Annotated in this window: 20 protein-coding genes and 2 pseudogenes; 11 read left to right on the plus strand and 11 right to left on the minus strand. The window is 65.8% G+C overall.

Annotated elements, in window-relative coordinates; translation table 11 throughout:
* Positions 1-156: 156 nt before the first annotated feature.
* Positions 157-1,179 (plus strand): annotated as a pseudogene (locus tag ACA097_RS12955) (cache domain-containing protein); the annotation flags it as partial.
* A gap of 138 nt (positions 1,180-1,317) precedes the next feature.
* A complete protein-coding gene (locus ACA097_RS12960; protein WP_371370513.1) occupies positions 1,318-2,046 on the plus strand; it encodes a methyl-accepting chemotaxis protein in 729 nt (242 codons plus the stop codon).
* A 926-nt stretch (positions 2,047-2,972) separates the two neighbouring features.
* On the opposite strand, the gene ACA097_RS12965 is transcribed toward ACA097_RS12960, so the two are convergent.
* The 4 genes from ACA097_RS12965 to ACA097_RS12980 form a co-directional block, all read right to left on the minus strand.
* On the minus strand, positions 2,973-3,563 hold the full coding sequence (locus ACA097_RS12965) for a YigZ family protein (protein ID WP_371370342.1): 591 nt from the start codon (positions 3,561-3,563) through the stop codon (positions 2,973-2,975).
* Entirely contained in the window at positions 3,560-4,228 is a 669-nt protein-coding gene (locus ACA097_RS12970) for a TetR/AcrR family transcriptional regulator (RefSeq protein WP_371370343.1), read from the minus strand. Before ACA097_RS12970 ends, ACA097_RS12965 begins: the two co-directional genes overlap by 4 nt.
* 229 nt (positions 4,229-4,457) lie before the next feature.
* The gene (locus tag ACA097_RS12975) at positions 4,458-5,294 is read right to left on the minus strand and encodes an outer membrane protein OmpK (protein ID WP_371370344.1); all 837 of its coding nucleotides are present in this window, start codon (positions 5,292-5,294) and stop codon (positions 4,458-4,460) included.
* A gap of 477 nt (positions 5,295-5,771) precedes the next feature.
* Positions 5,772-7,388, minus strand: coding sequence for a gamma-glutamyltransferase family protein (locus ACA097_RS12980; RefSeq protein ID WP_371370345.1), 1,617 nt, complete (start codon positions 7,386-7,388; stop codon positions 5,772-5,774).
* A gap of 75 nt (positions 7,389-7,463) precedes the next feature.
* Here ACA097_RS12980 and ACA097_RS12985 point away from each other — a divergent pair, with 75 nt between their 5' ends.
* The 6 genes from ACA097_RS12985 to ACA097_RS13010 all read left to right on the plus strand — a co-directional run bounded on the left by ACA097_RS12985 (position 7,464) and on the right by ACA097_RS13010 (position 13,739).
* The gene (locus ACA097_RS12985) at positions 7,464-8,261 is read left to right on the plus strand and encodes a helix-turn-helix domain-containing protein (protein WP_160289028.1); all 798 of its coding nucleotides are present in this window, start codon (positions 7,464-7,466) and stop codon (positions 8,259-8,261) included.
* Between the two features lie 435 nt (positions 8,262-8,696).
* Entirely contained in the window at positions 8,697-10,004 is a 1,308-nt protein-coding gene (locus ACA097_RS12990; RefSeq protein ID WP_160288824.1) for an MFS transporter, read from the plus strand.
* A gap of 83 nt (positions 10,005-10,087) precedes the next feature.
* Complete coding sequence (locus ACA097_RS12995; RefSeq protein ID WP_371370346.1) at positions 10,088-10,711, plus strand: ATP-binding cassette domain-containing protein; 624 nt, start codon at positions 10,088-10,090, stop codon at positions 10,709-10,711.
* Positions 10,708-11,508: an iron export ABC transporter permease subunit FetB gene (gene fetB, locus ACA097_RS13000; protein WP_371370347.1), complete on the plus strand. Its 801-nt coding sequence runs from the start codon at positions 10,708-10,710 to the stop codon at positions 11,506-11,508. Before ACA097_RS12995 ends, fetB begins: the two co-directional genes overlap by 4 nt.
* Before the next feature lie 40 nt (positions 11,509-11,548).
* Positions 11,549-12,232 (plus strand): SDR family oxidoreductase, encoded by a 684-nt coding sequence (locus ACA097_RS13005; protein WP_371370348.1) that lies wholly within the window; start codon positions 11,549-11,551, stop codon positions 12,230-12,232.
* Between the two features lie 154 nt (positions 12,233-12,386).
* The gene (locus ACA097_RS13010; RefSeq protein WP_371370349.1) at positions 12,387-13,739 is read left to right on the plus strand and encodes an 8-oxoguanine deaminase; all 1,353 of its coding nucleotides are present in this window, start codon (positions 12,387-12,389) and stop codon (positions 13,737-13,739) included.
* Between the two features lie 305 nt (positions 13,740-14,044).
* Here the strand turns inward: ACA097_RS13010 and argE are convergent, their stop codons facing one another.
* The 6 genes and pseudogenes from argE to ACA097_RS13040 all read right to left on the minus strand — a co-directional run bounded on the left by argE (position 14,045) and on the right by ACA097_RS13040 (position 19,981).
* Positions 14,045-15,196, minus strand: a complete 1,152-nt coding sequence (argE, locus tag ACA097_RS13015) for an acetylornithine deacetylase (RefSeq protein WP_371370350.1) — start codon at positions 15,194-15,196, stop codon at positions 14,045-14,047.
* A gap of 105 nt (positions 15,197-15,301) precedes the next feature.
* Positions 15,302-15,976, minus strand: coding sequence for a DUF1028 domain-containing protein (locus tag ACA097_RS13020; protein ID WP_371370351.1), 675 nt, complete (start codon positions 15,974-15,976; stop codon positions 15,302-15,304).
* Between the two features lie 10 nt (positions 15,977-15,986).
* Positions 15,987-16,409, minus strand: coding sequence for a RidA family protein (locus ACA097_RS13025; protein WP_371370352.1), 423 nt, complete (start codon positions 16,407-16,409; stop codon positions 15,987-15,989).
* Positions 16,410-16,413: 4 nt separating this feature from the next.
* A complete protein-coding gene (locus tag ACA097_RS13030) occupies positions 16,414-17,751 on the minus strand; it encodes a flavin-containing monooxygenase (protein ID WP_371370353.1) in 1,338 nt (445 codons plus the stop codon).
* Positions 17,752-17,983: 232 nt separating this feature from the next.
* A pseudogene (locus ACA097_RS13035) lies at positions 17,984-18,673 on the minus strand (NYN domain-containing protein).
* A 387-nt stretch (positions 18,674-19,060) separates the two neighbouring features.
* Positions 19,061-19,981 carry a LysR family transcriptional regulator gene (locus tag ACA097_RS13040; protein WP_371370354.1) on the minus strand — a complete coding sequence of 307 codons (921 nt, stop codon included), beginning with the start codon at positions 19,979-19,981 and terminating at the stop codon, positions 19,061-19,063.
* 137 nt (positions 19,982-20,118) lie between these two features.
* On the opposite strand from ACA097_RS13040, the gene ACA097_RS13045 reads away from it, so the two are divergent.
* The 3 genes from ACA097_RS13045 to ACA097_RS13055 all read left to right on the plus strand — a co-directional run bounded on the left by ACA097_RS13045 (position 20,119) and on the right by ACA097_RS13055 (position 23,443).
* Complete coding sequence (locus ACA097_RS13045) at positions 20,119-21,465, plus strand: aspartate aminotransferase family protein (protein ID WP_371370355.1); 1,347 nt, start codon at positions 20,119-20,121, stop codon at positions 21,463-21,465.
* Entirely contained in the window at positions 21,466-21,774 is a 309-nt protein-coding gene (locus tag ACA097_RS13050) for a cupin domain-containing protein (RefSeq protein WP_043256617.1), read from the plus strand.
* Positions 21,775-21,946: 172 nt separating this feature from the next.
* Positions 21,947-23,443 carry a CoA-acylating methylmalonate-semialdehyde dehydrogenase gene (locus ACA097_RS13055; RefSeq protein WP_371370356.1) on the plus strand — a complete coding sequence of 499 codons (1,497 nt, stop codon included), beginning with the start codon at positions 21,947-21,949 and terminating at the stop codon, positions 23,441-23,443.
* 46 nt (positions 23,444-23,489) lie between these two features.
* Here ACA097_RS13055 and ACA097_RS13060 read toward each other — a convergent pair whose 3' ends face one another.
* Positions 23,490-24,701, minus strand: coding sequence for an NYN domain-containing protein (locus ACA097_RS13060; protein ID WP_371370357.1), 1,212 nt, complete (start codon positions 24,699-24,701; stop codon positions 23,490-23,492).
* Positions 24,702-24,743 lie beyond the last annotated feature (42 nt).

Genomic DNA, 24,743 nt, shown 5'->3' on the forward strand with positions numbered 1-24,743 from the left:
AGCTGACCAACCGGACAACAGTTGGTCGCCTTGTTGCCGATAACACTCAAGCCCCATTCCCCTGCCCAGGACCCTACTCGCGAACGGACTCGCCGCGCGTACGAGGACAACAAGAACATGCGCCTTCGCAGCATCCAGACCCAACTCATCCTCAGCATGGGCGCCGCCCTGCTGATCAGCCTGCTCATCGTGCTCGGCCTCTATGCCGTGCTGGTCAACCGCCTGAGCGAACGCTATCTGCTCGACCAGGCGTTGCCGGCGAGCATCGCGGCGATCCGCAACGACTTCGAGCGCCAGCTCACCGGCCCGCTCACCGCCGCCGCCGATATCGCCGGCAACAGCCTGGCGCAGGACTGGCTGGCCGCCGGCGAAGACCCGGCGCGGCAGGCCGACTTCGTCCGCTACCTGGGCGGCGTGCGGACCTCGCAGAACGCCTTCGCCGCGCTGATGGTCGGCCAGGCGAGCAGCGCCTACTACAGCGACAAGGGCAAGGAGCGCACGCTCAGCCGCGACAACCCGCAGGACACCTGGTACTTCCACTTCATCGAGAGCGGCCAGGCGCAGGTGCTGAACATCGACACCGATGTCGGCAGCGGCAAGCTGACCCTGTTCATCGACCGCCGCATCGAGCGCGACGGCAAGCTGCTGGGCATCGCCGGCCTGGGCCTGAATGTCGACGAGCTGTCGCAGCTGATCCGCGACTTCCGTTTCGGCAAGTCCGGCCGCGTGTACCTGGTGAAGAACGACGGCCAGGTACAGATCCATCCGGACCCGGCACAGGCCAAGGGCAAGGCGCTGGCCGACCTGGTGGGTCGCGAGGCGGCGTCCGCGCTGCTCGGCCACCGCGACTTCCAGAGTGCGCAATTCGAGCGCGACGGCGAGGACTACCTGGCCGCCAGCCTGCCTTTGCACGACCTGGGCTGGACCCTGGTCAGCGAGGTGCCGCAAGCAGAGATCTACGCCGACGCGCATTCGGCGCTGCGCCTCTCCGGCCTGGCCGGTGCAGCGGTCGCGGCGCTCTGCCTGCTGCTGGTGGTACTGCTGGCGCGCGGCCTGGCGCGACCGATTCGCCAGGTCACTGCTGCGCTGCTGGAAATCGGCGCCGGCGGTGGCGACCTGACCCGCCGCCTGGACGACTCCCGCGCCGACGAGCTGGGCGACCTGGCGCGCGGCTTCAACCGCTTCCTCGAGGGCCAGCGCGCGCTGATCAGCGCGGTGCTCGCCACCAGCCAGCAACTGCAGCGCAGCGTCGGCGAGGTCGCCCGGGTTGTGGATAACACCGCCGAGCGCGCCGGCCGCCAGCAGGACATGACCGACATGGTGGCCACTGCGGTCAACGAAATGGGCAGCACCGTGCAGGAAATCGCGCGCAACGCCGAACAGGCTGCCAGCGCTTCGCAGCAAGCGCGCAGCGAGGCCGGCGAGGCTCGCCAGGTGGTCGGCGGCTCGCTGCAGCACAGCCAGCGCATGTCCGACGAGATCGGCCACGCGGCAGGGGTGGTCGGCGACCTCGCCGATCAGGTTGCCGGCATCGACCAGGTGCTGGCGGTGATCCGCGGCATCTCCGAGCAGACCAACCTGCTGGCGCTCAACGCCGCCATCGAGGCGGCGCGCGCCGGTGAACTGGGTCGCGGCTTCGCCGTGGTGGCTGATGAGGTACGTACCCTGGCCGGGCGCACTCAGGGCTCCACCGACGAGATCCAGGCCATGATCCAGCGCCTGAAGCAGGGCGCGGACCTCGCCGTCAGCTCCATGCAGTCGGGCCAGGCGGCCACCGGCGAGGGCCTGCAGGCCAGCCGCCGCGCCGGCGAGTCCCTCGGCTCCATCGCCGACCAGGTAGAGCGCATCAGCGACATCAACCATCAGGTCGCCGCAGCCACCGAGGAACAGTCGGCGGTCACCGAGGAGATCAACCGCAACGTCCAGGGCATTGCCGACCTCGCCCGCGCCACCGCCGGCGAAGTGCACCAGGGCCGCGAACAATGCCAGGCCCTGCGCGGCCTGGCCGACGACCTGCAGCGGCAGATGGGGCAGTTCCGCCTGTAGGAGCGGATCTCATCCGCGAAGCCCCCGCACCGAAGCCACCCCGTAGGAGCGCGCCATGCGCGCGAATCGCGGACAAGGTCCGCTCCTACAGGGTTGGCCGCAGCCGTCCGTGCCATGCGCCGCTCCGCCTTGTAGGAGCGGATCTCATCCGCGAAGCGCCCCACACCGAAGTTTCCCTGTAGGAGCGCGCCCTGCGCGCGAATCGCGGCCGTGGGCCGCTCCTACACAGTTATCCCCACCGCCAACACCCGTTTCGCCATCCACAGGCGCCTTGCCCTTGGCGAAGACGGATTAGGGCCTGCGCGTCCCCTCTGGCGCCTGCCCCGATCTGTGGATACTCGTCTGCAAGCCACTGATTTCGTGGGATTCGCTCAAAAAACGAACAGTTTTCGCCAGGCTGTGATGGGGCTGGCATTGGGACTGTTCCCCAGAGGATATCCACAACACTGTCCACGCTATCTGTGGGGAATGCACGGCCAGGCTGGGGAAAACTGCGAGATGGGGCTTCATGCACGCGCTTCATCTTGGCGAGCCCGCGTAGCTGTTGCGCTACGGACTTTTAACCAGCTTATTCACAGCCTGCGCAGAGGCTTTCCAAAGGCTTTTCACCAGGGCCGGCCAGACCAATCTATGCCTCGCTCAAGCCCTTGTCTTTATTGGCTTTCCGCATTTTTCTGAGCAAAAAACGTACAGTCCCGCCGAAGCCACACAGGGCGTGCCTCAGCGGGGTTGATGGACAGCTTATCCACACTTTTCCCCACCGTTGCCGGGGATAGCTGTGAGTAGCCGAATTAACGGCTGCATAAAAAACGCTCAATAGGCGCCAGAGCCCGCAGTTCGCGGGCCCTGCAAGGGAGTGGACAGTTTGTCCACAGGGCACTGCACAGGAAATGTGGGAAAGCGCTTGGGGATAACCGACGGGAATTTCAGTCGTCGAGGGCGCGGGCCTGGATACGTCCGCCGCTGAGGTCGCCAAGCAGGCGTTGCAGCTCGTCCACGCGGGCGCTGGGGAGGCTGAGGCGGACTTCGACGCCTTCGGCGCCGTAGGCTTCGTCCTCGATGGAGGCGCCCAGCGCGAGCGCACGGGCTTTCAGCAGGGCGTGTTCAGCGAAGGTGCAGGCGAAGCCCAGGCGCGTGCTGGCGACCAGCTCGATGCGCGCGGCGTCTTGCAGGCATTTCGCCGCGCAGCCGCCGTAGGCGCGGGCCAGGCCGCCGGTACCGAGCTTGATGCCGCCGAACCAGCGGCTGACCAGCACCACCACGCGGTCCATGTGCTGGCCCTCGATGGCGGCGAGCATCGGACGCCCGGCGGTGCCGCCGGGTTCGCCGTCGTCGCTGAAGCGGTACTGCGCGCCGAGCTTCCAGGCCCAGCAGTTGTGCCCGGCGCTGGCGTCGCGGTGGGCGGCGAGAAAGACCTGCGCCTCGGCCTCGCTGGCGATGGGCGCGGCGAGGCAGACGAAGCGGCTCTTGCGGATGTCTTCGGCGTAGCTGGCCGGCGCGGCGAGGGTGAAGCTCATGCCTTGGCCGGAGGCGTCAGCCCGCAACCCTTGAGGATGATCTGGATGAGGTTGTCGGCGGCGTCGCCGAAATCCTGCCGGGACATGCGCTTGCGCCCGGTGACGAAGGCGATCTGGGTGGCGAAGTCGGCGTAGTGCTGGGTGCTGCCCCAGAGCAGGAAGATCAGGTTGACCGGGTCGACCGGGTCCATCTTGCCGGCGGCGATCCACGCCTCGAACACCGCGGCGCGACCACGGAACCAGCTGCGGTAGTCCTGGTTGAAGTGGCTGCTCAGGCATTCGCCGCCGCTGATGATCTCCATGGCGAAGATCCGCGAGGCCTGCGGGTAGCGCCGGGAGAACTCCATCTTGGCGCGGATGTAGCCGGCCAGGGCGACGGCCGGGTCGTCGTCGGCGGTGAGGTGGTTGAAGGTGCTGTCCCACAGCTCGAGGATGTTCGCGAGCACCGCGGTGTACAGCCCCAGCTTGTTGCTGAAGTAGTAGTGCAGGTTGGCCTTGGGCAGGTCGGCGCGCAGCGCGATGGCATTCATGCTGGTGCCCTTGAAGCCGTGGCGGGCGAATTCTTCTTCGGCGGCGGCGAGGATGGTTTCCTCGTTCTTCTGGCGAATGCGGCCGGCGGGTCGTTCCTGACCGTCGGCGAGGTGGGCTGGCACTGGGAAGGTCATACGGCGTGTCCATGCTTCAGCGAAAGGGGCGGAGCATGGATAACCCAGGCGGGGCGGGCGATTCAAGTTTCCTAGGGTTTTTTCTGACAGCGCCGGAGGGCGGCTGGCGGAGGATCTTCATTGCAGGAGCGAGCTTGCTCGCGAATGGCCCGGGTGCCGAACCCGTTCGCGAGCAAGCGCGCTCCTACGATACAGCCGTGGCCCCGCCAGGACGGCGGGGCGGGGTGCATCAGAAGTGGTACTTGACCAGCAGGCTGGCGGTGTTCTGGTCGGTGGTGAAGAACTGCGAGTCCTTGATGCCGTACTTGTCGGACCAGTAGTCGTACTCGACACCGACGTACAGGTGCTTGGCCTCGTAGCCCATGGCCTTGCCCAGGTCGTACTTGATCTGCGGGTTGAAGTGCAGGTTGGCGTGGTAGTCGCTCTGGCCGCGCTCGCTGGAGCTGGCGCTCTTGTTGTTGACGACCCAGTCCATGAAGCCGTCGAAGAGGATGTCGGAGTTGCCGACCGGGAAGGTCATGGCCCACGCCGGGGTGATCTGCCAGGCGCCGGACGGTACGCGGTTGCCGTCGGGCTTGCGGTAGTAGAAGTTCAGCTGGAAGTAGTCGAAGCCGGGCAGGGCCAGGTCGAAGCCCGGGCCGAGCAGGTAGGACTCGACGTCGCCTTCGCCAAACTCGTAGGTGGAGGCCAGCAGCACGTCCTTGATCGGGCCGAAGGACAGGTCGGTGCCGGTGATCTTGCCGAACGACAGGCGCGGGCTGAACTCGCCGTAGTAGCTGTTCTTGCCGTTCTGGCTGTCTTCCTTGCCGTTGTAGTTGATCTGGTCGACGAAGAACCAGATGTCGCCCCAGGTCCAGGCGCTCGCACTCTCCAGGGTGAAGGTCTGCTGGATCGGCGGGTTGACCTTGTAGTTCTTGCCCCACAGGTAGGTCAGGCTCTCGTTGTGCCAGATCAGCGGGCCGTCGTTGGACGCCGGTGCGGGGGTCAGGTCTTCGCCGCCGGCCATGGCCTGGCCTGCGGTGAGCAGCCCGCCGGCGAGCAGCAGGGATGCGAGGGTGCGAGTCATGTGGAGCTCCTAGGTTTTGAAGTGCGGCGATCTCGTTGGTATAGGAACCTGTCCAATCAGTCAGGCTTGGCCTGCCGAGGCAAGATCGGGGCCAACGCTCGTCGTCGGCCTGTTTTTAGTGTCCGGATCGCGACGGGCCAGCCCTTTTCATGGGGTCGCCGCCAGGCGCTGGCGACGGCACGCGTGCCCTCAAGTGGGCGACACAGCGGCAAGAAGCTGACCAGCGGGACAGGTCATGCCTTCAAAGAGGGCACGGCCGTCGGTCGGGGCGCCAATTTGGCGAGCAAGGCACGGCGAAATTGAATACAGGATTAGTTTCAGTTGAATTGAGTCAACGAGAAACTTGTATACAAATAATCTGTGAAGATTCTACACAACTGCCTGTGCGCCGCGTCAGTGACGGATGGTCGCGCAATCCGGCGGCGGATAATGCCAGAGCCACGCGCCCCAGGCATCCCCGCCGGCCGGACGGCGCCGTTACCAGGCGGCGATCTGGCTGTCGGTGCGCGGCTCGCAACCGCCGCAAAGCACGCCGCTGACGGGGTCGCGCAGGATGATCTGGCCGCGCCCGTAGCTGGTCAGGTCGTGGGCCACTTCGACGTGGTGGCCGCGTCGTGTCAGCACCGCCGCCAGGCTGCGCGGCGCGCCGTGTTCGATGCCGATGCGCTTGTCACCCAGCCACTGCCAGCGCGGCGCATCCAGCGCCGCCTGCGGGTTGAGGCCGAAATCGACCAGGTTCATCACCATCTGCACGTGCCCTTGCGGCTGCATGTAGGCGCCCATCACGCCGAACGGGCCGAGCGGTACGCCGTCCTTGCTGAGGAAGCCGGGGATGATGGTGTGGAAGGTCTTCTTGCCCGGCGCCAGGGCGTTCACATGCGCGGGGTCGAGGCTGAACTCGGCGCCGCGATTCTGCAGGGCGATGCCGGTGCCGGGGATCACCACGCCGGAGCCGAAGCCGTGGTAGTTGCTCTGGATGAAGGACACCAGGTTGCCCTCGCCATCGGCGGCGGCCAGGTAGACGGTGCCGCCGGCGCGCGGCTTACCGGGATGCGGCTCCAGGGCGCGCTCGTCGATCAGCGCGCGGCGCTGTGCGGCGTAGCCTTCGCTGAGCAGCTCGGCAACGCTCACGCGCATGCAGTCCGGTTGGCTGATATAGGCGCGGCCGTCGGCGTAGGCGAGCTTCATCGCCTCCAGTTGACGGTGCCAGGTGTCCGGGCTGTCGCGGTCGGCGAAGTCGAAGCCCTTGAGGATGTTCAGCGCCATCAGCGCGACCAGGCCCTGGCCGGCCGGCGGGATTTCCCAGACGTCGTAGCCGCGGTAGTTCAGCGAGATCGGCTCGACCCACTGCGGCCGGTACCCGGCCAGGTCGTCGCTACGCAGATAGCCGCCGCTGCGTTCGGCATGCGCGGCGATGCGCCGGGCCAGCTCGCCACGGTAGAAGCTCTCGCAGCGGGTCGCTGCCAGCTCGCGCAGGGTGTCGGCCTGGGCCGGGTTGCGGAAGATCTCGCCGGCGCGCGGGGCGCGGCCGTCGATGAGGAATTCGGTGAACCAAGCGTCCAGTTCGGGGTGGTCACCGCGTACTGCTCGGAATTTATCCAGCCCGCTCTGCCACAGCCCGGCGATCACCGGCGACAACGGGTAGCCTTCCTCCGCCAGCTCGATGGCCGGCGCCAGCAGCTCGGCGAAGGGCAGGCGGCCAAAGCGCGCCGACAGCTCGGCCCAGGCCGCCGGGCAGCCAGGCACGGTAACGGGCGTCCAGCCATGCAGCGGCATGCGCGAGTGGCCCGCGCCGCGCACCGCGTCGATGCTCAGCGCGGCCGGCGCCTGGCCGCTGGCGTCGAGGCCGTACAGGCGGTCCTTGATCCACACCAGGGCGAAGGCATCGCCGCCAATGCCGCAGCCGGTCGGTTCCACTACCGTCAGCGCTGCCGCCGTGGCCACTGCTGCGTCCACCGCGTTGCCGCCGCGCTTGAGCATGTCCAGGCCGATCTGCGCCGCCAGCGGCTGCGAAGTGGCGACCATGCCCCGGCGCGCGAAAACCAACGAACGTTGCGAGGCGTAGGGGTATTCCTGGGCGGAGAAATTCAGCATGGCAGGCTCCGGGGCGGCTTGAGGCGGCAGGGTAGCCCTGCCAGACTCCGTCGACTAGCGACACAAAGCCAAAGCATAGCGATGAACGGACAGCCTCCCGAACTGCAACGCCTGATCCCGGTCCTCGACGGCCTGCCGCGCCCGGTCTACGCCCGCGCCGAAAGCCTGCGCGCCGGCTCCTGGACCGGCCGCCACCACCACGCCTGGGTGCAGCTGTCCTACGCCATCAGCGGGGTGCTTGGCGTGCACACGGCGGAGGGCAGCTTCTTCGCCCCGCCGCAGCGCGCGATCTGGATACCGGCCTACCTGGAGCACGAAGTGGTGACCTCGGGCCGCGCCGAGATGCGCAGCCTCTACCTTCGCGACGACGCCAGCGCCTGGGCGCCGGAGCGCTGCCGGGTGCTGGAGGTGACGCCCCTGGCGCGCGAGTTGATCAAGAGCTTCTGCGAGCTGCCAGTGGACTATCCACAGGGCGAAACCCCCGAAGAGCGCCTGGTGGGCGTGCTGCTGGACCAGCTGCGCACCCTGCCGGAAGTCGCCTTCTCCCTGCCCATGCCGCAGGAAGCCCGCCTGCTGCAGCTGTGCCAGGCGCTGATCGAGCAACCCACGGCGAGCCTGACCCTGGGCGATTGGGCGCAGCGCCTGGGCACCTCAGAGAAGACCCTGTCGCGGCTGTTCCAGCGCGAGACCGGCATGAGCTTCCGCCTCTGGCGCCAACGCCAGCGCCTGCTGGCCTCGCTCAACACCCTGGAGAAAGGCGACAGCGTCACCGCCGCCGCGCTGGATTGCGGCTACGACTCCACCTCGGCCTATATCGCGGCGTTCAAGGGATTGTTCGGCTTCACGCCCGGCGAACTGTTCAAGCAGCGCTGAGGCTCGGCTGCGAACCGGCGTAGGAGCGGATCTTATCCGCGAAAATCCCCACGCCGATCCCCCCGTAGGGCGCATAACCGCGTTCGCGGTTATGCGCCGCCGCCCGGAATGAAAACGGCGGATAACCCCTTCGGGGTTATTCGCCCTACGGGGTCGGCGTTCGTGCCGTGCGGTTCGCGAGCAAGCTCGCTCCTACAAAGAGCCGGGGGCGCGCTGAGCGTTTATCGGCGGATTTCCGCTCATCACCCCAACTCCATCGGCATCCAAGCGCCTGCCCAGCTCCCGCCAGAATCCCACGAACCCAGGCCCCACGCGGCTTCCAGCCCTTGGCACGGCCCCTGCTATCGCCCTCGTCACTGCGCCGCCCTCGCGGCGTGCCGGTGTGCTGCGTTTCGCTCAGCGCCCCTCACGACAACAACGACAAGAGGATTTCCCATGGATAGCGCAAGCGCCGTCTCCGCTTCTGCCGCGCCCCGTACGACTTCCCAGCGCATCAAGTCGATCTTCAGCGGCTCGGTGGGCAACCTGGTGGAGTGGTACGACTGGTACGTCTACGCCGCCTTCTCGCTGTACTTCGCCAAGGCCTTCTTCCCCCAGGGCGACATGACCGCCCAGCTGCTCAACACCGCCGCGATCTTCGCCGTGGGCTTCCTGATGCGCCCGATCGGCGGCTGGCTGATGGGCATCTACGCCGACCGCAAGGGCCGCAAGGCGGCGCTGCTCGCCTCGGTACTGCTGATGTGCTTCGGCTCGCTGATCATCGCCCTGACCCCCAGCTACGAAACCATCGGCGTCGGCGCACCCATCCTGCTGGTGGTCGCGCGCCTGCTGCAGGGTCTTTCCGTCGGTGGTGAATACGGCACCTCGGCCACCTACCTGAGCGAGATGGCCAACAAGGAACAGCGCGGCTTCTACTCCAGCTTCCAGTACGTGACGCTGATTTCCGGCCAGCTCATTGCCCTGGCGGTGCTGATCGTGCTGCAGCAATTCCTCGACACCGCGCAGCTGGAAAGCTGGGGCTGGCGCGTACCTTTCTTCATCGGCGCACTCTGCGCGGTGCTGGCGATGTTCCTGCGTCGCGGCATGGAAGAAACCGAGTCGTTCTCGAAGAAGAAAGCCGAGCCCAAGGAAAGCCTGCTGCGCGCCCTGGCCCGCCATCCGAAGGAAGTCCTCACCGTGGTCGGCCTGACCATGGGCGGCACCCTGGCCTTCTACACCTACACCACCTACATGCAGAAATACCTGGTCAACTCGGTGGGCATGAGCAAGGCCGACTCGACCATGATCTCGGCCGCCACCCTGTTCCTCTTCATGCTGCTGCAGCCCATTGTCGGCGCGCTCTCCGACAAGATCGGCCGGCGCCCGATCCTGATCGCCTTCGGCGTGCTCGGCACCCTTTGCACCTACCCGATCCTCAGCACCCTGCAGAACGTCCACACCTGGTGGGGCGCGTTCTTCCTGATCATGGCCGCGCTGGTGATCGTCAGCGGCTACACCTCGATCAACGCGGTGGTGAAGGCCGAGCTGTTCCCCACCGAAATCCGCGCCCTGGGCGTGGGCCTGCCGTACGCGCTGACCGTGTCGATCTTCGGCGGCACCGCCGAGTACGTGGCGCTGTGGTTCAAGAGTGTCGGCATGGAAAGCGGCTACTACTGGTACGTGACCGGCTGCATCGCCTGCTCGCTGCTGGTGTACGTGTTCATGAAGGACACCCGCGCGCACTCGAAGATCACTACCGACTGATCGACTGCTGCACTTGTAGGAGCGAGCCTGCGGCCACGTCGCCCTTGCTATCCTCGCCCGCATCTTCTCGATGTGGTCTTTCCATGCGACATCCCGACCTTCCTCCCGGCCCCTTGCGCGCCCGTGGCCTGCGCGGCGCGCTCAGCGGGCCTTTCGATCTCGACGTCGAACCCGGCCAATGCGTGGTGCTCAGCGGCCCCTCCGGCATCGGCAAGAGCCTGCTGCTGCGCCTGCTCGCCGACCTCGATCCCGGCGAGGGCGAGGTCCACCTCGGCGAGGTTGAGCGGAGCAGCGTGCCGGCCAGCACCTGGCGGCGCTGGGTCACCTACGTGGCCGCCGAAACCGGCTGGTGGGAAGAGGGCGTCGCCGCGCATTTCGCCGATCTCGATGCCGTGCGCCCGCTGTTGCCGCAGGTCGGGCTCGCCCCGGCTTTGCTCGATTCACAGGTGCTGCAGTTGTCCACAGGCGAACGGCAGCGCATGGCCTTGCTACGTGCCATCGTGCAGCGCCCGCATTTCCTCCTTCTCGACGAGCCCACCGCCGCGCTCGACCCTGCAAGCCGCGAACAGGTCGAGCAATTGCTGCAGCGCCTGAAGGGCGAGGGCATGGGCCTGCTGGTCGTCACCCACGATGCCGAGCAGGGGCGCCGGCTCGGTGATCGCCACTTGCACCTGGACCACCAGGGGCTGCGCGAGGTGAACCTATGACGCCCCTGCAACTCAGCCTGCCCGAGCTGGCCCTGGCCGCGCTGTTGATAGTCGCCGCTGCCGGGCTGTCCTGGGCGTTGCGCCTGGGCTTGCAGCGCACGCTGCTGATCTCGGCCACACGCCTGGTCGTGCAGTTGGTGCTGGTCGGATTGTTCCTGCGCCAGGTCTTCGCGCTGTCCTCGCCCTGGCTGACCGCGCTGGTGGTGGCGGTGATGCTCGGCGCGGCGACCTTCGAGGTCGGCTCGAGGCAGCGCCGGCGCCTGGCCGGCTTCTGGCACCTGGGCATCGGCGGCAGCAGCGTCGGCATCGCCACCCTTGGCATCGCACTCTTCGCCCTGGCCGGCAGCCTGCGCCCCGAGCCCTGGTACGACCCGCGCCACGCCATCCCGCTGGTGGGCATCATCCTCGGCACGGCGATGAATGCCGCGAGCCTGGCGCTGAACCAGGTGTTCGCCAGCGTCACCCGCGAACGCGCCGCCATCGAGGCGCGGCTGGCCCTTGGCGCCGACCGCCACACGGCGTTCTCCGGGCTGATCCGCCGCGCGCTCTACACCGCGCTGATCCCCACGCTGAACCAGATGGCCGCCGCCGGCATCATCACCCTGCCGGGCATCATGACCGGCCAGATCCTCGCCGGCATGGACCCGCTGGACGCCGCGCGCTACCAGATCCTGCTGATGTTCCTGCTTGCCGGCGCCGGCTTCGTCGCCGCCCTCGGCGCGGTCTACCTGTCGCTCTGGCGGCTCACGGACCCGCGCGACCGGCTGCGCCTGGACCATCTGCGCAGCGACGACTGAGCGTATGCTGGGCGGATTCCCTAATGTGCAGGAGAGCCCCATGACCAACCGTAAAACCGCCCTTGTCGTCGGCGCCTCGCGCGGCCTCGGCCTGGGCCTGGTGCGCGAACTGCTGGTGCGCGGCTGGGACGTTACCGCCACCCTGCGCGACGCCGCCCATCCCGGCGAACTGGCCGCGCTGCCGGTGCGCATCGAGTCGCTGCAGCTCGACGATGCGGGCTCCCAGGATCGCCTCGTCGAAGACCTCGTCGGGCTGCGCCTCGACCTCGTCTTCATCAATGCCGGCATCTACGGCCCGGCGCACCAGTCGGCGCTGGACGCGAGCCTTGCGGAAGTCGGCCAGCTGTTCATGGTCAACGCCGTGGCACCGCTGCGCCTGGCCGAACGCCTGCTGCCGCAAATCGACGAAGCGCGCGGCGTGCTGGCCTTCATGACCTCCGAGCTGGGCAGCGTGGCCGGCAACGAAAGCGGCGGCATGGCGCTGTACCGGGCGAGCAAGGCGGCGCTCAACTCGCTGACCCGCAGTTTCGTCGCCGAGCAGGGCGAAACCGGGCTCACCGTGCTCAACCTGCACCCCGGCTGGGTGCGCACCGACATGGGCGGGGAAGCCGCGCCACTGGACGTGGCTACCAGCGTGAAGGGGCTCGTCGACCAGGTCGAGGCCTACGCCGGGCAGGGCGGGCAGCATTACCTCGACTACCAGGGAACGACGATCGACTGGTGACGAAATGATCAGCCGGCGTTACCATGCCGGCTCTTCCTAACCGTTAGGTCAGGATGAACCTGGATCAGCAGACAGGGTGAACACTGAGCTGGCTCTCTCAATACAGGAGCCGGCTCGCCTCGCGCGGCGGCTCCGCGAATCAGAGGAATCACTCATGTCGTCTCCCCGCCTGTGGCTGCGCAACCCCCTCGCTATCTTCACCGCCAACGGCCTCGATGCCCGTGGTGGCGTCGTCGTGCAGGACGGCCGCATCGTCGAGCTGGTCGCCGCCGGCCAGCAGCCTGCGCAGCCGTGCGAACAGACCTTCGACGCCAGCCAGCACGTGCTGACGCCCGGCCTGATCAACACTCACCACCACTTCTACCAAACGCTTACCCGCGCCTGGGCGCCGGTGGTGAACCAGCCGCTGTTCCCCTGGCTGAAGACCCTCTACCCGGTATGGGCGCGCCTGACGCCCGACCAGTTGGCGCTGGCCACCAAGGTCGCGCTGGCCGAGCTGCTGCTCTCCGGCTGCACCACCGCCGCCGACCACCACTACCTGTTCCCCGACGGTCTGGAGCAGGCCATCGACGTGCAGGCCGGCGTGGTCGCCGAGCTGGGCATGCGCGCCATGCTCACCCGTGGCTCGATGAGCCTGGGCGAAGCCGACGGCGGCCTGCCGCCGCAGCAGACCGTGCAGCGCGCCGAAGACATCCTCGACGACAGCCAGCGGCTGATCCGCGATTACCACCAGCGCGGCGAAGGCGCCCAGGTGCAGATCGCCCTGGCGCCCTGCTCGCCGTTCTCGGTGACCCCGGAAATCATGCGCGCCAGCGCCGAAATGGCCGAGCGCGAAGACGTGCGCCTGCACACCCACCTGGCCGAGACCCTGGACGAGGAAGACTTCTGCCTGCAGCGCTTCGGCCTGCGCACCGTCGACTACCTCGACAGCGTCGGCTGGCTCGGCCCGCGCACCTGGCTGGCCCACGGCATCCACTTCAACGACGAGGAGATCGCGCGCCTGGGTCAGGCCGGCACCGGCATCTGCCATTGCCCCAGCTCGAACATGCGCCTGGCCTCGGGCATCTGCCCGACCGTGGCCCTGGAAGAAGCCGGCGCGCCGGTGGGCATCGGCGTGGATGGCTCGGCCTCGAACGATGCCTCCAACATGATCCTCGAAGCCCGCCAGGCCCTGTACATCCAGCGCCTGCGCTACGGCGCCGAGCAGATCACCCCGGAACGCGCGCTGGGTTGGGCCACGAAGGGTTCGGCCAAGCTGCTGGGCCGCAGCGACATCGGCGAACTGGCGGTGGGCAAGCAGGCGGACCTGGCGCTGTTCAAGCTCGACGAGCTGCGCTTCTCCGGTAGCCACGACCCGCTCTCGGCCCTGCTGCTGTGCGGCGCCGACAAGGCCGACCGGGTGATGATCGGCGGCAGCTGGCGCGTGGTCGATGGGCAGGTGGAAGGCCTGGACCTCAAGGGCCTGATCGCTTCGCACACGCAGGCGGCGCGCAAGCTGATCGGCTGAAAGCTCCTGTAGGAACGGCCCATGGCCGCGAATCGCGGGCATGGCCCGCTCCTACGGGGGGCACCGTGCCAGGGATTTCGCGGATGAGATCCGCTCCTACAAAGGCGTGGTGCGGCGGCGGTGAATAAATCGCGCACATGGCGAACCCCGACGGAGCCCCGTCGTTAACCCCGCCAGGGCGGGCCATGAGCGCGAAGAGGGACCGCGAGACGATGCCCCCGACGGCCGTGAAGCGCCGGGCAACATCATCCCGCGGTGGAAATCGGTGTAGGGCGAATAACCGCGAGGCGGTTATCCGCAGGCCGTCAGGCCTTCATCCATGCCGCCAATCGAGCCAGCAGCTCATCGCAGGCATTGAGCTGCGCGATGCTGACGAACTCGTCGGGCTTGTGGCCCTGGTCCATGCTGCCCGGGCCGCAGACCACCGTGGGGATGCCAGCCTGGTCGAACAGGCCGCCCTCGGTGCCGTAGGCCACGGTGCTGAACTCTTCCGAACCGCTCAGTTGCGCCAGCAGCTGCGCGACTTCGCTGTGCGGATCGGTAGCGAGTGCCGGGTAGGCCGACAGCTCGCTGAAACGGATATCGGTTTCGGCCTTCACCGCACGCATCTTCGGCAGCAACTCGGTTTCCGCGTAGTCGCGCAGGGCGTCGGCAACTTGTTGCGGATCGTCGCTGGGCAGCGCGCGCACTTCGAAGTCGAACTGGCATTCGGCCGGGACGATGTTCAGCGCGCGGCCGCCGCTGATCACGCCGGTCTGCACGGTGGAGTAGGGCGGGTCGAAGCGCGCGTCGTGGCGCTCCACGGCCGCCAGGCGGGTGCCGATCTCGCCGAGGCGGTTGATCAGCTTTGCCGCGTATTCGATGGCGTTCACCCCCTGCGGGGCGTAGGCCGAGTGGCAGGGCGCGCCGTGGACCTGGCAGCGCATGGCCAGCTTGCCCTTGTGGCCGAGCACCGGTTTCAGCTCGGTGGGCTCGCCGATGATGCAGGCGATGGGCTTGTGCTCGCGCTTCTCCAGCGCGGCGAGCAGCGAACGCACGCCCAGGCAGCCGACTTCCTCGTCGTAGGAGAAGGCCAGGTGCAGCGGCACGCGCAGCGGTTGTGCGAGGAACTGCGGAACGGCGGCCAGCACGCAGGCGATGTAGCCCTTCATGTCGGCGCTGCCGCGACCGTACAGGCGGCCGTCCTTCTCGGTCAGCTCGAACGGCGGCACCGTCCAGGGTTGGCCGTCCACCGGCACCACGTCGGTATGCCCGGACAGGCACACGCCGCCGCGGTCGCGCGGGCCGAGGGTGGCGAACAGGTTGGCCTTGCGCCCTTCGGCATCGTGGAAGAGTTCGCTTTCCACGCCGAGGCCGGCGAGGTAGTCGCGGATGTACTCGATCAGCGCCAGGTTGGAGTTGCGGCTGACGGTGTCGAAGGCGATCAGCTTGGCGAGGATTTCACGGCTGGAAGGCATGGCGGGGTGGTTCTCCGTAGGATGGGTTAGCCGCGAAGCGGCGTAACCCATCGTTTGGCGTCGATGGGTTTCGCGGAGCTCAACCCATCCTACGAGGGCGTTGCATCACTCGTCGCCCGGCACGCCGTAGCTCGGCGCCCTGGTCGGGTCGAGCGCGCGGGTGATGTAGTCCTGCATCTGCGGCTTGTAGGCCACCCAGAGCTTCTCCAGCTCGTCGATCGGCGCCTCGTCGGCCCAGTCGACGCGCAGGTCGACCACCGGCCAGACCAGGTCGCCGACCACCTTCAGCGCCGCCGAATGCACAGGCCCCGCTTCGCCGCCGGCGGCCATGGCCGCCTGCATGGCCGCGATCAGGCGCTCGGCCAGGCAGCCGGTGGCATTCTCGAACGCCTGGGTCATCGCCTCGATCACCGCGGTGGAGGAGAGCAGGTTGCCCGCCGCCACGCAGTTCTCGCCGGCGACCGCGTGGTTCACGCCCAGCGCTTCGCTACCGGTGAACAGCGCGACCTTGCCGTGCTGGTCGATCACCGTCACTTGGCGGAACTGGCTGTAGCCGTTGCTCGACAGCGCCTGGTCCAGCGCGGCGAAGGGGTCCAGGCCGGCCTCCAGACGGTCGAGAATCTGCGGGCCGAGGGCCGGCAGGGTCACGTTCTGCGTGGCCACCGCGCCGACGCCGGCGCGTACCCAGGGGCAGCGGGCGCCGACGGCGATGCTCGAGGAACTGATGGCGATGCCCAACTGGCCGGTCTCGGCGCAGCGGCCAACGATGGAGAAGGTCATGGGCCGCTCCTTATTTTTCCCAGTCGTCCGGGATGACCGCGATCACGTCGATTTCCATCAGCCACTGCGGCTGGCCGAGGGCCGAGACGACCAGGCCGGTGGAGATCGGGAACACGCCCTTCAGCCACTTGCCGACTTCCTGGTAGACCGGCTCGCGGTAGCGCGGGTCGATGATGTAGGTGGTGGTCTTGACGATGTGCGACAGGTCGCTGCCAGCTTCTTCCAGCAGTTGCTTGACGTTCTTCATCGCCTGCTCGGCTTGCGCCCCCGGGTCGCCCAGGCCGACCAGCTTGCCCTCGAAGTCGGTGCCGACCTGGCCGCGCACGTACACGGTGTTGCCGGCACGCACGGCCTGGCACAGGTCGTTGTTCAGGGTCTGGTTCGGGTAGGTGTCCTTGGTGTTGAACATGCGAATGCGAGTGTGGGTAGGCATCGTCTTACTCCCAGGAGGCGGCTTTCTGTACGGGTACGCTGGCGTCGGACTGGCGTTGCCCGGCGTCGCGGTATTCGAGGTATTGGCGCTGCGTGGCGATGTGCCCGGCAACGTGCTTGGCGTCGTGCCACACACCCCAGATGAACGAGGAGCCACGGCGCGACAGCCACGGCAGGCCGACGAAGTACACGCCCGGCTCGCGGGATACGCCGCGCTGGTGCTTGGGCTTGCCCTTGTCGTCGAAGGCGTCCACCTGCAGCCAGCTGAAGTCCACGGCGTAGCCGGTGGCCCAGATGATCGAGGTGATGCCGGCGGCGGCCAGGTCCAGCTCGCGGATCGGGTTGCGGATGCACTCGGCGTCCGGGTAGACCTTGCGGGCTTCCGGCTCTTCCGGCAGGTCCAGGCCGTTGCGGGCGATGTAGGCATCGGCAGCATCGAGCAGGCCGAGGTAGTTCTCGTCGCCGGCCTTGAGGTTCTTCACCAGGTCGTCCTGGAAGCTCACCTTGCCGTCCTGGAAGGACTGGGTCAGGCCGACCAGGGTCATGCCCTCGTTGGCCAGGCGGCGGAAGTCGATGGTCTCGCCGCCACGCGCACCGCTCACGGCGATGGTCACGTGCTCGCGGCCCGGCTGCACTTCCTCGGCATCCCACAGGCCCAGCACGCCCAGCCACCAGCAGAAGTCGCGGTTGCGGTAGGAGCGCGGCGGACGGTCATGGGCGCCCACGGAGAGATAGACCTTCTTGCCGGCGCGCATCAGCTCGTCGGCGATCTGCACGCCGGAAGAACCGGCACCGACCACCAGCACGGCGCCTTCGGGCAGCTGCTGCGGGTTGAAGTAGGCGGCGGAGTGGATCTGGTACAGGCCTTCGTCCTTCGGCGCGATGGCAGGGATCACCGGGCGCTGGAACGGACCGGTGGCGGACACCACGCGGTTGGCGACGATGGTGCCTTCAGAGGTCTCGACGGTGAAGCCGGGACGGTCGGCGTTGCGGGTCACCTTCTTCACTTCCACGCCGGTGCGGATCGGCGCGTTGAACTGCTTGGCATAGGCCTCGAAGTAGGCAGCGACGGTTTCCTTGGGCGCGAAGGCGTCCGGATCGATGTCGAATTCCATGCCCGGGAAGCGGTCGTGCCAGGCCGGACCGTTGGCGACCAGCGAATCCCAGCGGCCGGTGCGCCAGGCTTCGGCGATGCGGTTCTTCTCCAGGACCAGGTGCGGGACACCGAGCTTGGTCAGGTGTTCGCTGACGGCCACGCCGGCCTGGCCAGCGCCGACCACCAGGGTATCGATTTCCATGTTGCCTACCGTCCTGTGCAGGGCGGTTTGATTCAGCTCGGTCATGGACTGCCTCCTTCCGACTCTGATCGTTGTTGTTCTAAGCGGCTGTCTGCCGGGTTGGCCGCATTCTGTTCAGAGCCGGGCAATAGCGAAATTATGTTTTTTGTAGTCGCTGGCTAGGGAAAAGCTGCACGCACGCCAAGCCCGCGGCCTGCGGGGCGGCGGGCAGGGGTTATAGGATTTTTGCGCTCAGGGCAGAGGAAAGCGCTGGGCTGGTGATGGGCGGTTGGCCAGGTCACCAGTAGTCGGGCTTGCAGGCCGGGCGTTTGCGGGTCGGAACCCGTGGCGGAAACTGGTGCGCCCGCAGCTATTCCTTGGTGATGATTCGGCGCATCCAGTGCGAATGTTCCTGCAGGGAGCCCGGCGGCTCGCGCTTCAGGCCTTCGCGGTGGGGAAGGATCACGCCGAGGCGCAGTTCAGGAAAGTCTTCCCGCATTGCCCTCAGGGCCGGCGCCATGTCCGTGTCGGCAGACACCAGAACGATCTGCTCGATGCGTTCTTCCGGCGGAAGGTCGGATTGCCGAGCCGCCAGGCGATACATGCTGATGGCCAGGTGGACGTCGGTTTCCTTTTCTTCCATTTCCCAGATATCGACCTGATCCGCCCTGGATGCCGGTATGTGCTTGCTGATGAATCGCGGAGCGCGGCCGGGCTCGATGCGGTGCCGCCCAAGAAATACCTCTACACCACGCGCTTTCAGGGCGCGGATGTAGGTGTCCTGGGCTTCCTTGGAGGCCACGCCTCGCGATGCCAGGTCGGGCTTCACGCTGGCAGTGAAGTAGCGGATCGCCGCTGTCTGGGCGGAAGGGTCCTGCACCCGCAGGACATGCTGGAGGAGGCCGGGGAGGTCCAGCCATTTGAATTCGGTGCCGGCCAGCAGGCCGTAGAAGAGGTTGTAACCGTCGACGAAGAAGGCGGTACGCACAGTTTTCCAATCCTCAGAAACGAAAAAACCGGCCAGCGGGCCGGTTTTTTCACCCCAACGGCCAGCGAACTGAATCGCTGCGTACGGGGCTGAGTCGTAAAGGAGATGCTAGGGAACGGGTGCGAAAGCTGTCAACCGGATTCAGTTGAGTGAAAAGGCTCACAAAGGGCGTCTAGCTTCGCCGCATTGCTGCTTTTCGTAGGAGCGAGGGGGACGCCCAGTTCTTGCTCGCGAACCGCATGGCAGGTTGTAACCGCTCCTACGTTGTTTTCTGGGTCTCCGCGTTCGCGGAGATGACGCAGGAGAAGGCGAAGCCTAAACCCGTCACTCCCGCGAAAGCGGGAGCCCAGAAGACAGTTGCTCCCACATAGAGCAAGTGCTCAGCCATCAGCGGCTCTCCGCCACCGCCTCCAGGAAGCGCTCCAGCACCAGGTTCGGCCGGCGGCCCTTGCGGGTCACCACGGTCAGCGGGATGTCGTAGTGGAAGCGCTCCGCGCGCAGCGCGCGCATGCTGCCCTGGGCTACCCAGTCCGCCGCGTAGTGGTCGGGCAGATAGCCGATGTAGCTGCCGGTGAGGATCAGGAAGGCCATGCCCTCGCGGTCAGAGGCGTTGGCGCTGCCGGTCAGCTCCTGGTGCCTTTCCTGGGCTTCGGCGGGGATGCGGTAGCTCGGCGCCACCGCGTCGCAGGCGTGGATTTCCGCCACCGTGATGCTCGCGTCGTCGCGCTCGAACATCGGGTGTTCCTGGCTGCAATAGAGCAGCGAGCGCTCCTCGTACAGCGCCGAGTACTCCAGCCCCGACAGCGGGCTGATGAGCGGCACCACGCCGACGTGCAGGCGGCCGTCGAGCACGCCCAGTTCGATCTCGTTGGGCGTGGTCATGCCGATATTGATGCGCACCCCCGGCCCGCTGCCCTTGAGCGCGCGCAGGGCGTGGGTGATGCGCATCTGCGGCAGGGTCACCAGGTTGTTGATGATGCCGATGTTCAGCTCGCCGCGCAGGTGCTGGTGCAGCTCGTTGACCTCCGCGCGAAAGCCCTCCAGCGCCGCCAGCAGCGAGCCGGTGGCGCGGTACACCTCGCGGCCTTCGTCGGTCAGCGCGAAGCCGGCGCGGCCGCGCTGGCACAGGCGCATGCCCAGGCGCTTTTCCAGGTCGCCCATGTGCAGGCTGATGGCCGAGCGGCTGATGCCGAGGGTGCTTTCGGCGGCCGAGAAGCTGCCGCATTCCACGATGGTCTTGAATATCCGCAGCAGGCGGATTTCGAAGTCGCTGACCTGGCCCAGGGAAGGGCTACGGGGTTTCGCCATTTTAGTTTTACCTAATCGAAACTGAGCGTGAGAAGAATAGGCTTTAACTCACGTTAAGTCAGGCCCAATCTTGCTTCATCGCAGCAGGTGTGACGCGGCCTGCGCGCCCAACAAGACAGTCGTCGAGGACGAGCTCCATGAACCAGCAAGTGAACGTCACCCCGTCGGTGGCCAGCGACCTGAACCTGAAGGCCCACTGGATGCCCTTCAGCGCCAACCGCAACTTCCACAAGGACCCGCGCATCATCGTCGCCGCCGAAGGCAGCTACCTGGTGGACGACAAGGGCCGTCGCATCTACGACAGCCTGTCCGGCCTGTGGACCTGCGGTGCCGGTCACTCGCGCAAGGAGATCGCCGAAGCCGTTGCCAAGCAGATCGGCACCCTCGACTACTCCCCGGGCTTCCAGTACGGCCACCCGCTGTCCTTCAAGCTGGCCGAGAAAATCACCCAGCTGACCCCGGCCGGCCTCGACCACGTGTTCTTCACCGGCTCGGGCTCCGAGTGTGCCGACACCTCGATCAAGATGGCCCGCGCCTACTGGCGCATCAAAGGCCAGGCGCAGAAGACCAAGCTGATCGGCCGCGCCCGTGGCTACCACGGCGTGAACGTCGCCGGCACCGCCCTGGGCGGCATCGGTGGCAACCGCAAGATGTTCGGCCAGCTGATGGACGTCGACCACCTGCCGCACACCCTGCAGCCGGGCCTGGCCTTCACCAAGGGCATGGCCGAAACCGGCGGCGTGGAGCTGGCCAACGAGCTGCTCAAGCTGATCGAACTGCATGACGCCTCCAACATCGCCGCCGTGATTGTCGAGCCGATGTCCGGATCCGCCGGCGTGATCGTGCCGCCCAAGGGCTACCTGCAGCGCCTGCGCGAAATCTGCGACCAGCACAACATCCTGCTGATCTTCGACGAAGTGATCACCGCCTTCGGCCGCATGGGCAAGGCCACCGGCGCCGAGTTCTTCGGCGTGAAGCCGGACATCATGAACGTCGCCAAGCAGGTCACCAACGGCGCCATCCCGATGGGCGCGGTGATCGCCAGCAGCGAGATCTACGACACCTTCATGGGCCAGAACCTGCCGGAATACGCGGTGGAATTCGGCCACGGCTACACCTACTCCGCGCACCCGGTCGCCTGCGCCGCCGGCCTCGCCGCGCTGGACCTGCTGGAGAAAGAAAACCTCATCCAGCAATCCCTGGAGCTGGCGCCGCACTTCGAGAAGGCCCTGCACGGCCTGAAGGGCGCGAAGAACGTCATCGACATCCGCAACTGCGGCCTGGCCGGCGCGATCCAGATCGCCGCCCGCGACGGCGACGCCATCGTGCGTCCGTTCGAAGCCAGCATGAAGCTGTGGAAAGAAGGCTTCTACGTGCGCTTCGGCGGCGACACCCTGCAGTTCGGCCCGACCTTCAACGCCAAGCCCGAAGACCTGGACCGCCTGTTCAGCGCCGTCGGCGAAGCCCTGAACGGAGTGGCGTAAGTGAGCCAGCGTCCCAAGGCCATCCCGACCGTGCAGATCGACAATGCCAAGGTCCTGGTCACCGAATGGCGCTTCCCGCCCGGTGCCGAGACCGGCTGGCACCGTCACGGCATGGAGTACGTGGTGGTCCCGGTGACCGGCGGCGAGCTGCTGCTGGAAACCCCCGAGGGCGAGCGGCGCGCGCCGCTGGTCCTGGGCCAGAGCTACACCCGCCAGATCGGCACCGAGCACAACGTGATCAACCCGTGCGACCACGAAGTGGCCTTCATCGAGATCGAGCTCAAGGACGGGCAGCCGCACGACCATTGAGCGCGCGGGCACGCAAGAAAGCGGCGCCGGGCGAGTCACCTTAGAGTGCTTCCCGGCGTCCCTTGCAGCCCACCGCAAACCGAACAATCCCCGCTCCCTTCTGGGCGCGGGCTAGGGAAAGGGGCTCCTGAAGGAGCCTCGCCCCGACCCACTTAGCGAGAAGAGAATTCCCATGACCACCGTCAAGCACCTGATCGGCGGCGAGATGATCGCCGACACCGGCCGCAGCGCCGACGTCTTCAACCCGTCCACTGGCGAAGCCGTGCGCAAGGTCCCGCTGGCCAGCCGCGCCACCGTGCAGAAAGCCATCGACGCCGCCAAGGCCGCCTTCCCGGCCTGGCGCAACACCCCGCCGGCCAAGCGCGCCCAGGTGCTGTTCCGCTTCAAGCAACTGCTCGAAGCCAACGAGCAGCGCATCGTCCAGCTGATCAGCGAAGAACACGGCAAGACCATCGAAGACGCCGCTGGTGAGCTCAAGCGCGGTATCGAGAACGTCGAGTACGCCACCGCTGCCCCGGAAATCCTGAAAGGCGAATACAGCCGCAACGTCGGCCCGAACATCGACGCCTGGAGCGACTTCCAGCCGCTGGGCGTGGTCGCCGGCATCACCCCGTTCAACTTCCCGGCGATGGTTCCGCTGTGGATGTATCCGCTGGCCATCGCCTGCGGCAACACCTTCGTGCTGAAGCCGTCCGAGCGTGACCCGAGCTCGACCCTGCTGATCGCCGAACTCTTCGAAGAGGCCGGCCTGCCCAAAGGCGTGCTGAACGTGGTGCACGGCGACAAGGAAGCCGTGGACGCGCTGATCGAGGCCCCGGAAGTGAAGGCCCTGAGCTTCGTCGGCTCGACCCCGATCGCCGAGTACATCTATTCCGAAGGCACCAAGCGCGGCAAGCGCGTCCAGGCCCTGGGCGGCGCCAAGAACCACGCGGTGCTGATGCCCGACTGCGACCTCGACAACGCCGTCAGCGCACTGATGGGCGCGGCCTACGGCTCCTGCGGCGAGCGCTGCATGGCCATCTCCGTGGCCGTGTGCGTGGGCGACCAGGTTGCCGATGCACTGGTCGAGAAGCTGGTTCCGCAAGTCAAAGGCCTGAAGATCGGCGCCGGCACCTCCTGCGGCCTCGACATGGGCCCGCTGGTCACTGGCGCGGCGCAAGCCAAGGTCACCGGCTACATCGACACCGGCGTAGAGCAAGGCGCCGAGCTGGTGGTCGACGGCCGTGGCTACAAAGTGGCCGGTCATGAAAACGGCTTCTTCGTCGGCGGCACCCTGTTCGACCGCGTGACCCCGGAGATGACCATCTACAAGGAAGAGATCTTCGGCCCGGTGCTCTGCGTCGTCCGCGTGAACAGCCTCGAAGAAGCCATGAAGCTGATCAACGACCACGAATACGGCAACGGCACCTGCATCTTCACCCGCGACGGTGAAGCGGCCCGCCTGTTCTGCGACGAGATCGAAGTGGGCATGGTCGGCGTCAACGTCCCGCTGCCGGTACCGGTGGCCTACCACAGCTTCGGCGGCTGGAAGCGCTCCCTGTTCGGCGACCTCCACGCCTACGGCCCGGACGGCGTGCGCTTCTACACCAAGCGCAAGGCCATCACCCAGCGTTGGCCGCAGCGTAAGTCTCACGAAGCGGCGCAGTTCGCTTTCCCCAGCAATAGCTGATTGGGGTTAGGGGGTACGAAAAGGCCGGTCTTTTGACCGGCTTTTTTTATGCTGGTGAGCGCTCTCTATTCAGAGAACTATCGCCTGCCCTTTCACTGGCTTCTTTTAGAAGTGCGTTGAATGTTGTGTTGTCATATTTTCCATAGAGGAAGTCGCGAAGAGCATCTTTCTCAATGGCTATGTTCTTCTCTTTGCTTGAGCTCAATAGCCTCGAGACCAAGGCGAGATCGACAGAAAGTAAAAAATTGACGGACTTGTCAACCGACCAAAGTTTTTCTCCATGTGCTTCAGGTTCAGCAGTTGGTGATTTAATTACACCGGACTTAATTAAAATTGTTAGTGCCTTGTTTATGTCGGCACGGGTCTCTGAGTTCTCTTCGTGAGCTAATACGGCCTGGGCTATTTGCTCTTTTGTTCTTAGGTCATGAGCTCCGCAAGTTTCATATACAAAACGGAGCGTATTGCTGGAAACAGGGCGCCATTGTTTCTTACGTAAGAGACTCTCGTATTGCTTTTCCAGGGGAGCGCTCTGCTCGGCAGATTGGATAGGGTTTGCTTGTTCTTCGGAGTTTATGCTGGCTGACCAGCTTTTGTTTTTTGGATCCTGAATGAGAGTTATCAATTCATTTGACTTGATGAAATCAGTAAAGGAACTAAAACCAAGAGAGCGCTCATTGAAGGCGCTATCGATGTTCAGGATGCTGTTCTTAATTGAAGACAACGCAAGCGGGCCACTTGCCTTGCGCAAAATTCCCTCGGCTACGTCCATCGCGTCATCTATGGCAGAGCGAATTTCCTTCTTGCTAACAGGCTGTTCGGTGTTCGTATAAATAAATTTTGAGCAAGATGTCTTGACGCTTTCACTTAAAGGGGATTTTGGGCCGACACCTATTACATCTTTTCCTTTTTCGCGAAGTCGGCGGAACAGAGGGGAGAAATCTGAGTCTCCTGTAGCGAGTACAAACCACTGAACGTCTTCTAATTTAAGGGCGTACTCCATTACATCTATGGTTAGCTGGATGTCGGATGAATTCTTTTTGCTGACGGGGTGATAGTTGTGAACTAACTCGAAGCCAAGCCTGTTTAGTTCGCTCTGAAAGCCTTGTACGCAAGGGTTTCCCCAATTTCCATACGCTCGTCGGACGATAAGTTGTCCGGTGGCGCCTAGCTCGGAAATTAGAGCTTCCGGACCGTTATGCTTAATCCAATGAGTGAGGTTCTCAACATCGATGAATAGAGCGATCTTTGATCGTTCCATGAGCGAAATTCCCTTTTATTTGATGCGGTCTGCATGATGCTC

The organism is Pseudomonas sp. QL9 (assembly GCF_041409665.1).
Classification (GTDB): Bacteria; Pseudomonadota; Gammaproteobacteria; order Pseudomonadales; family Pseudomonadaceae; genus Pseudomonas; species Pseudomonas knackmussii.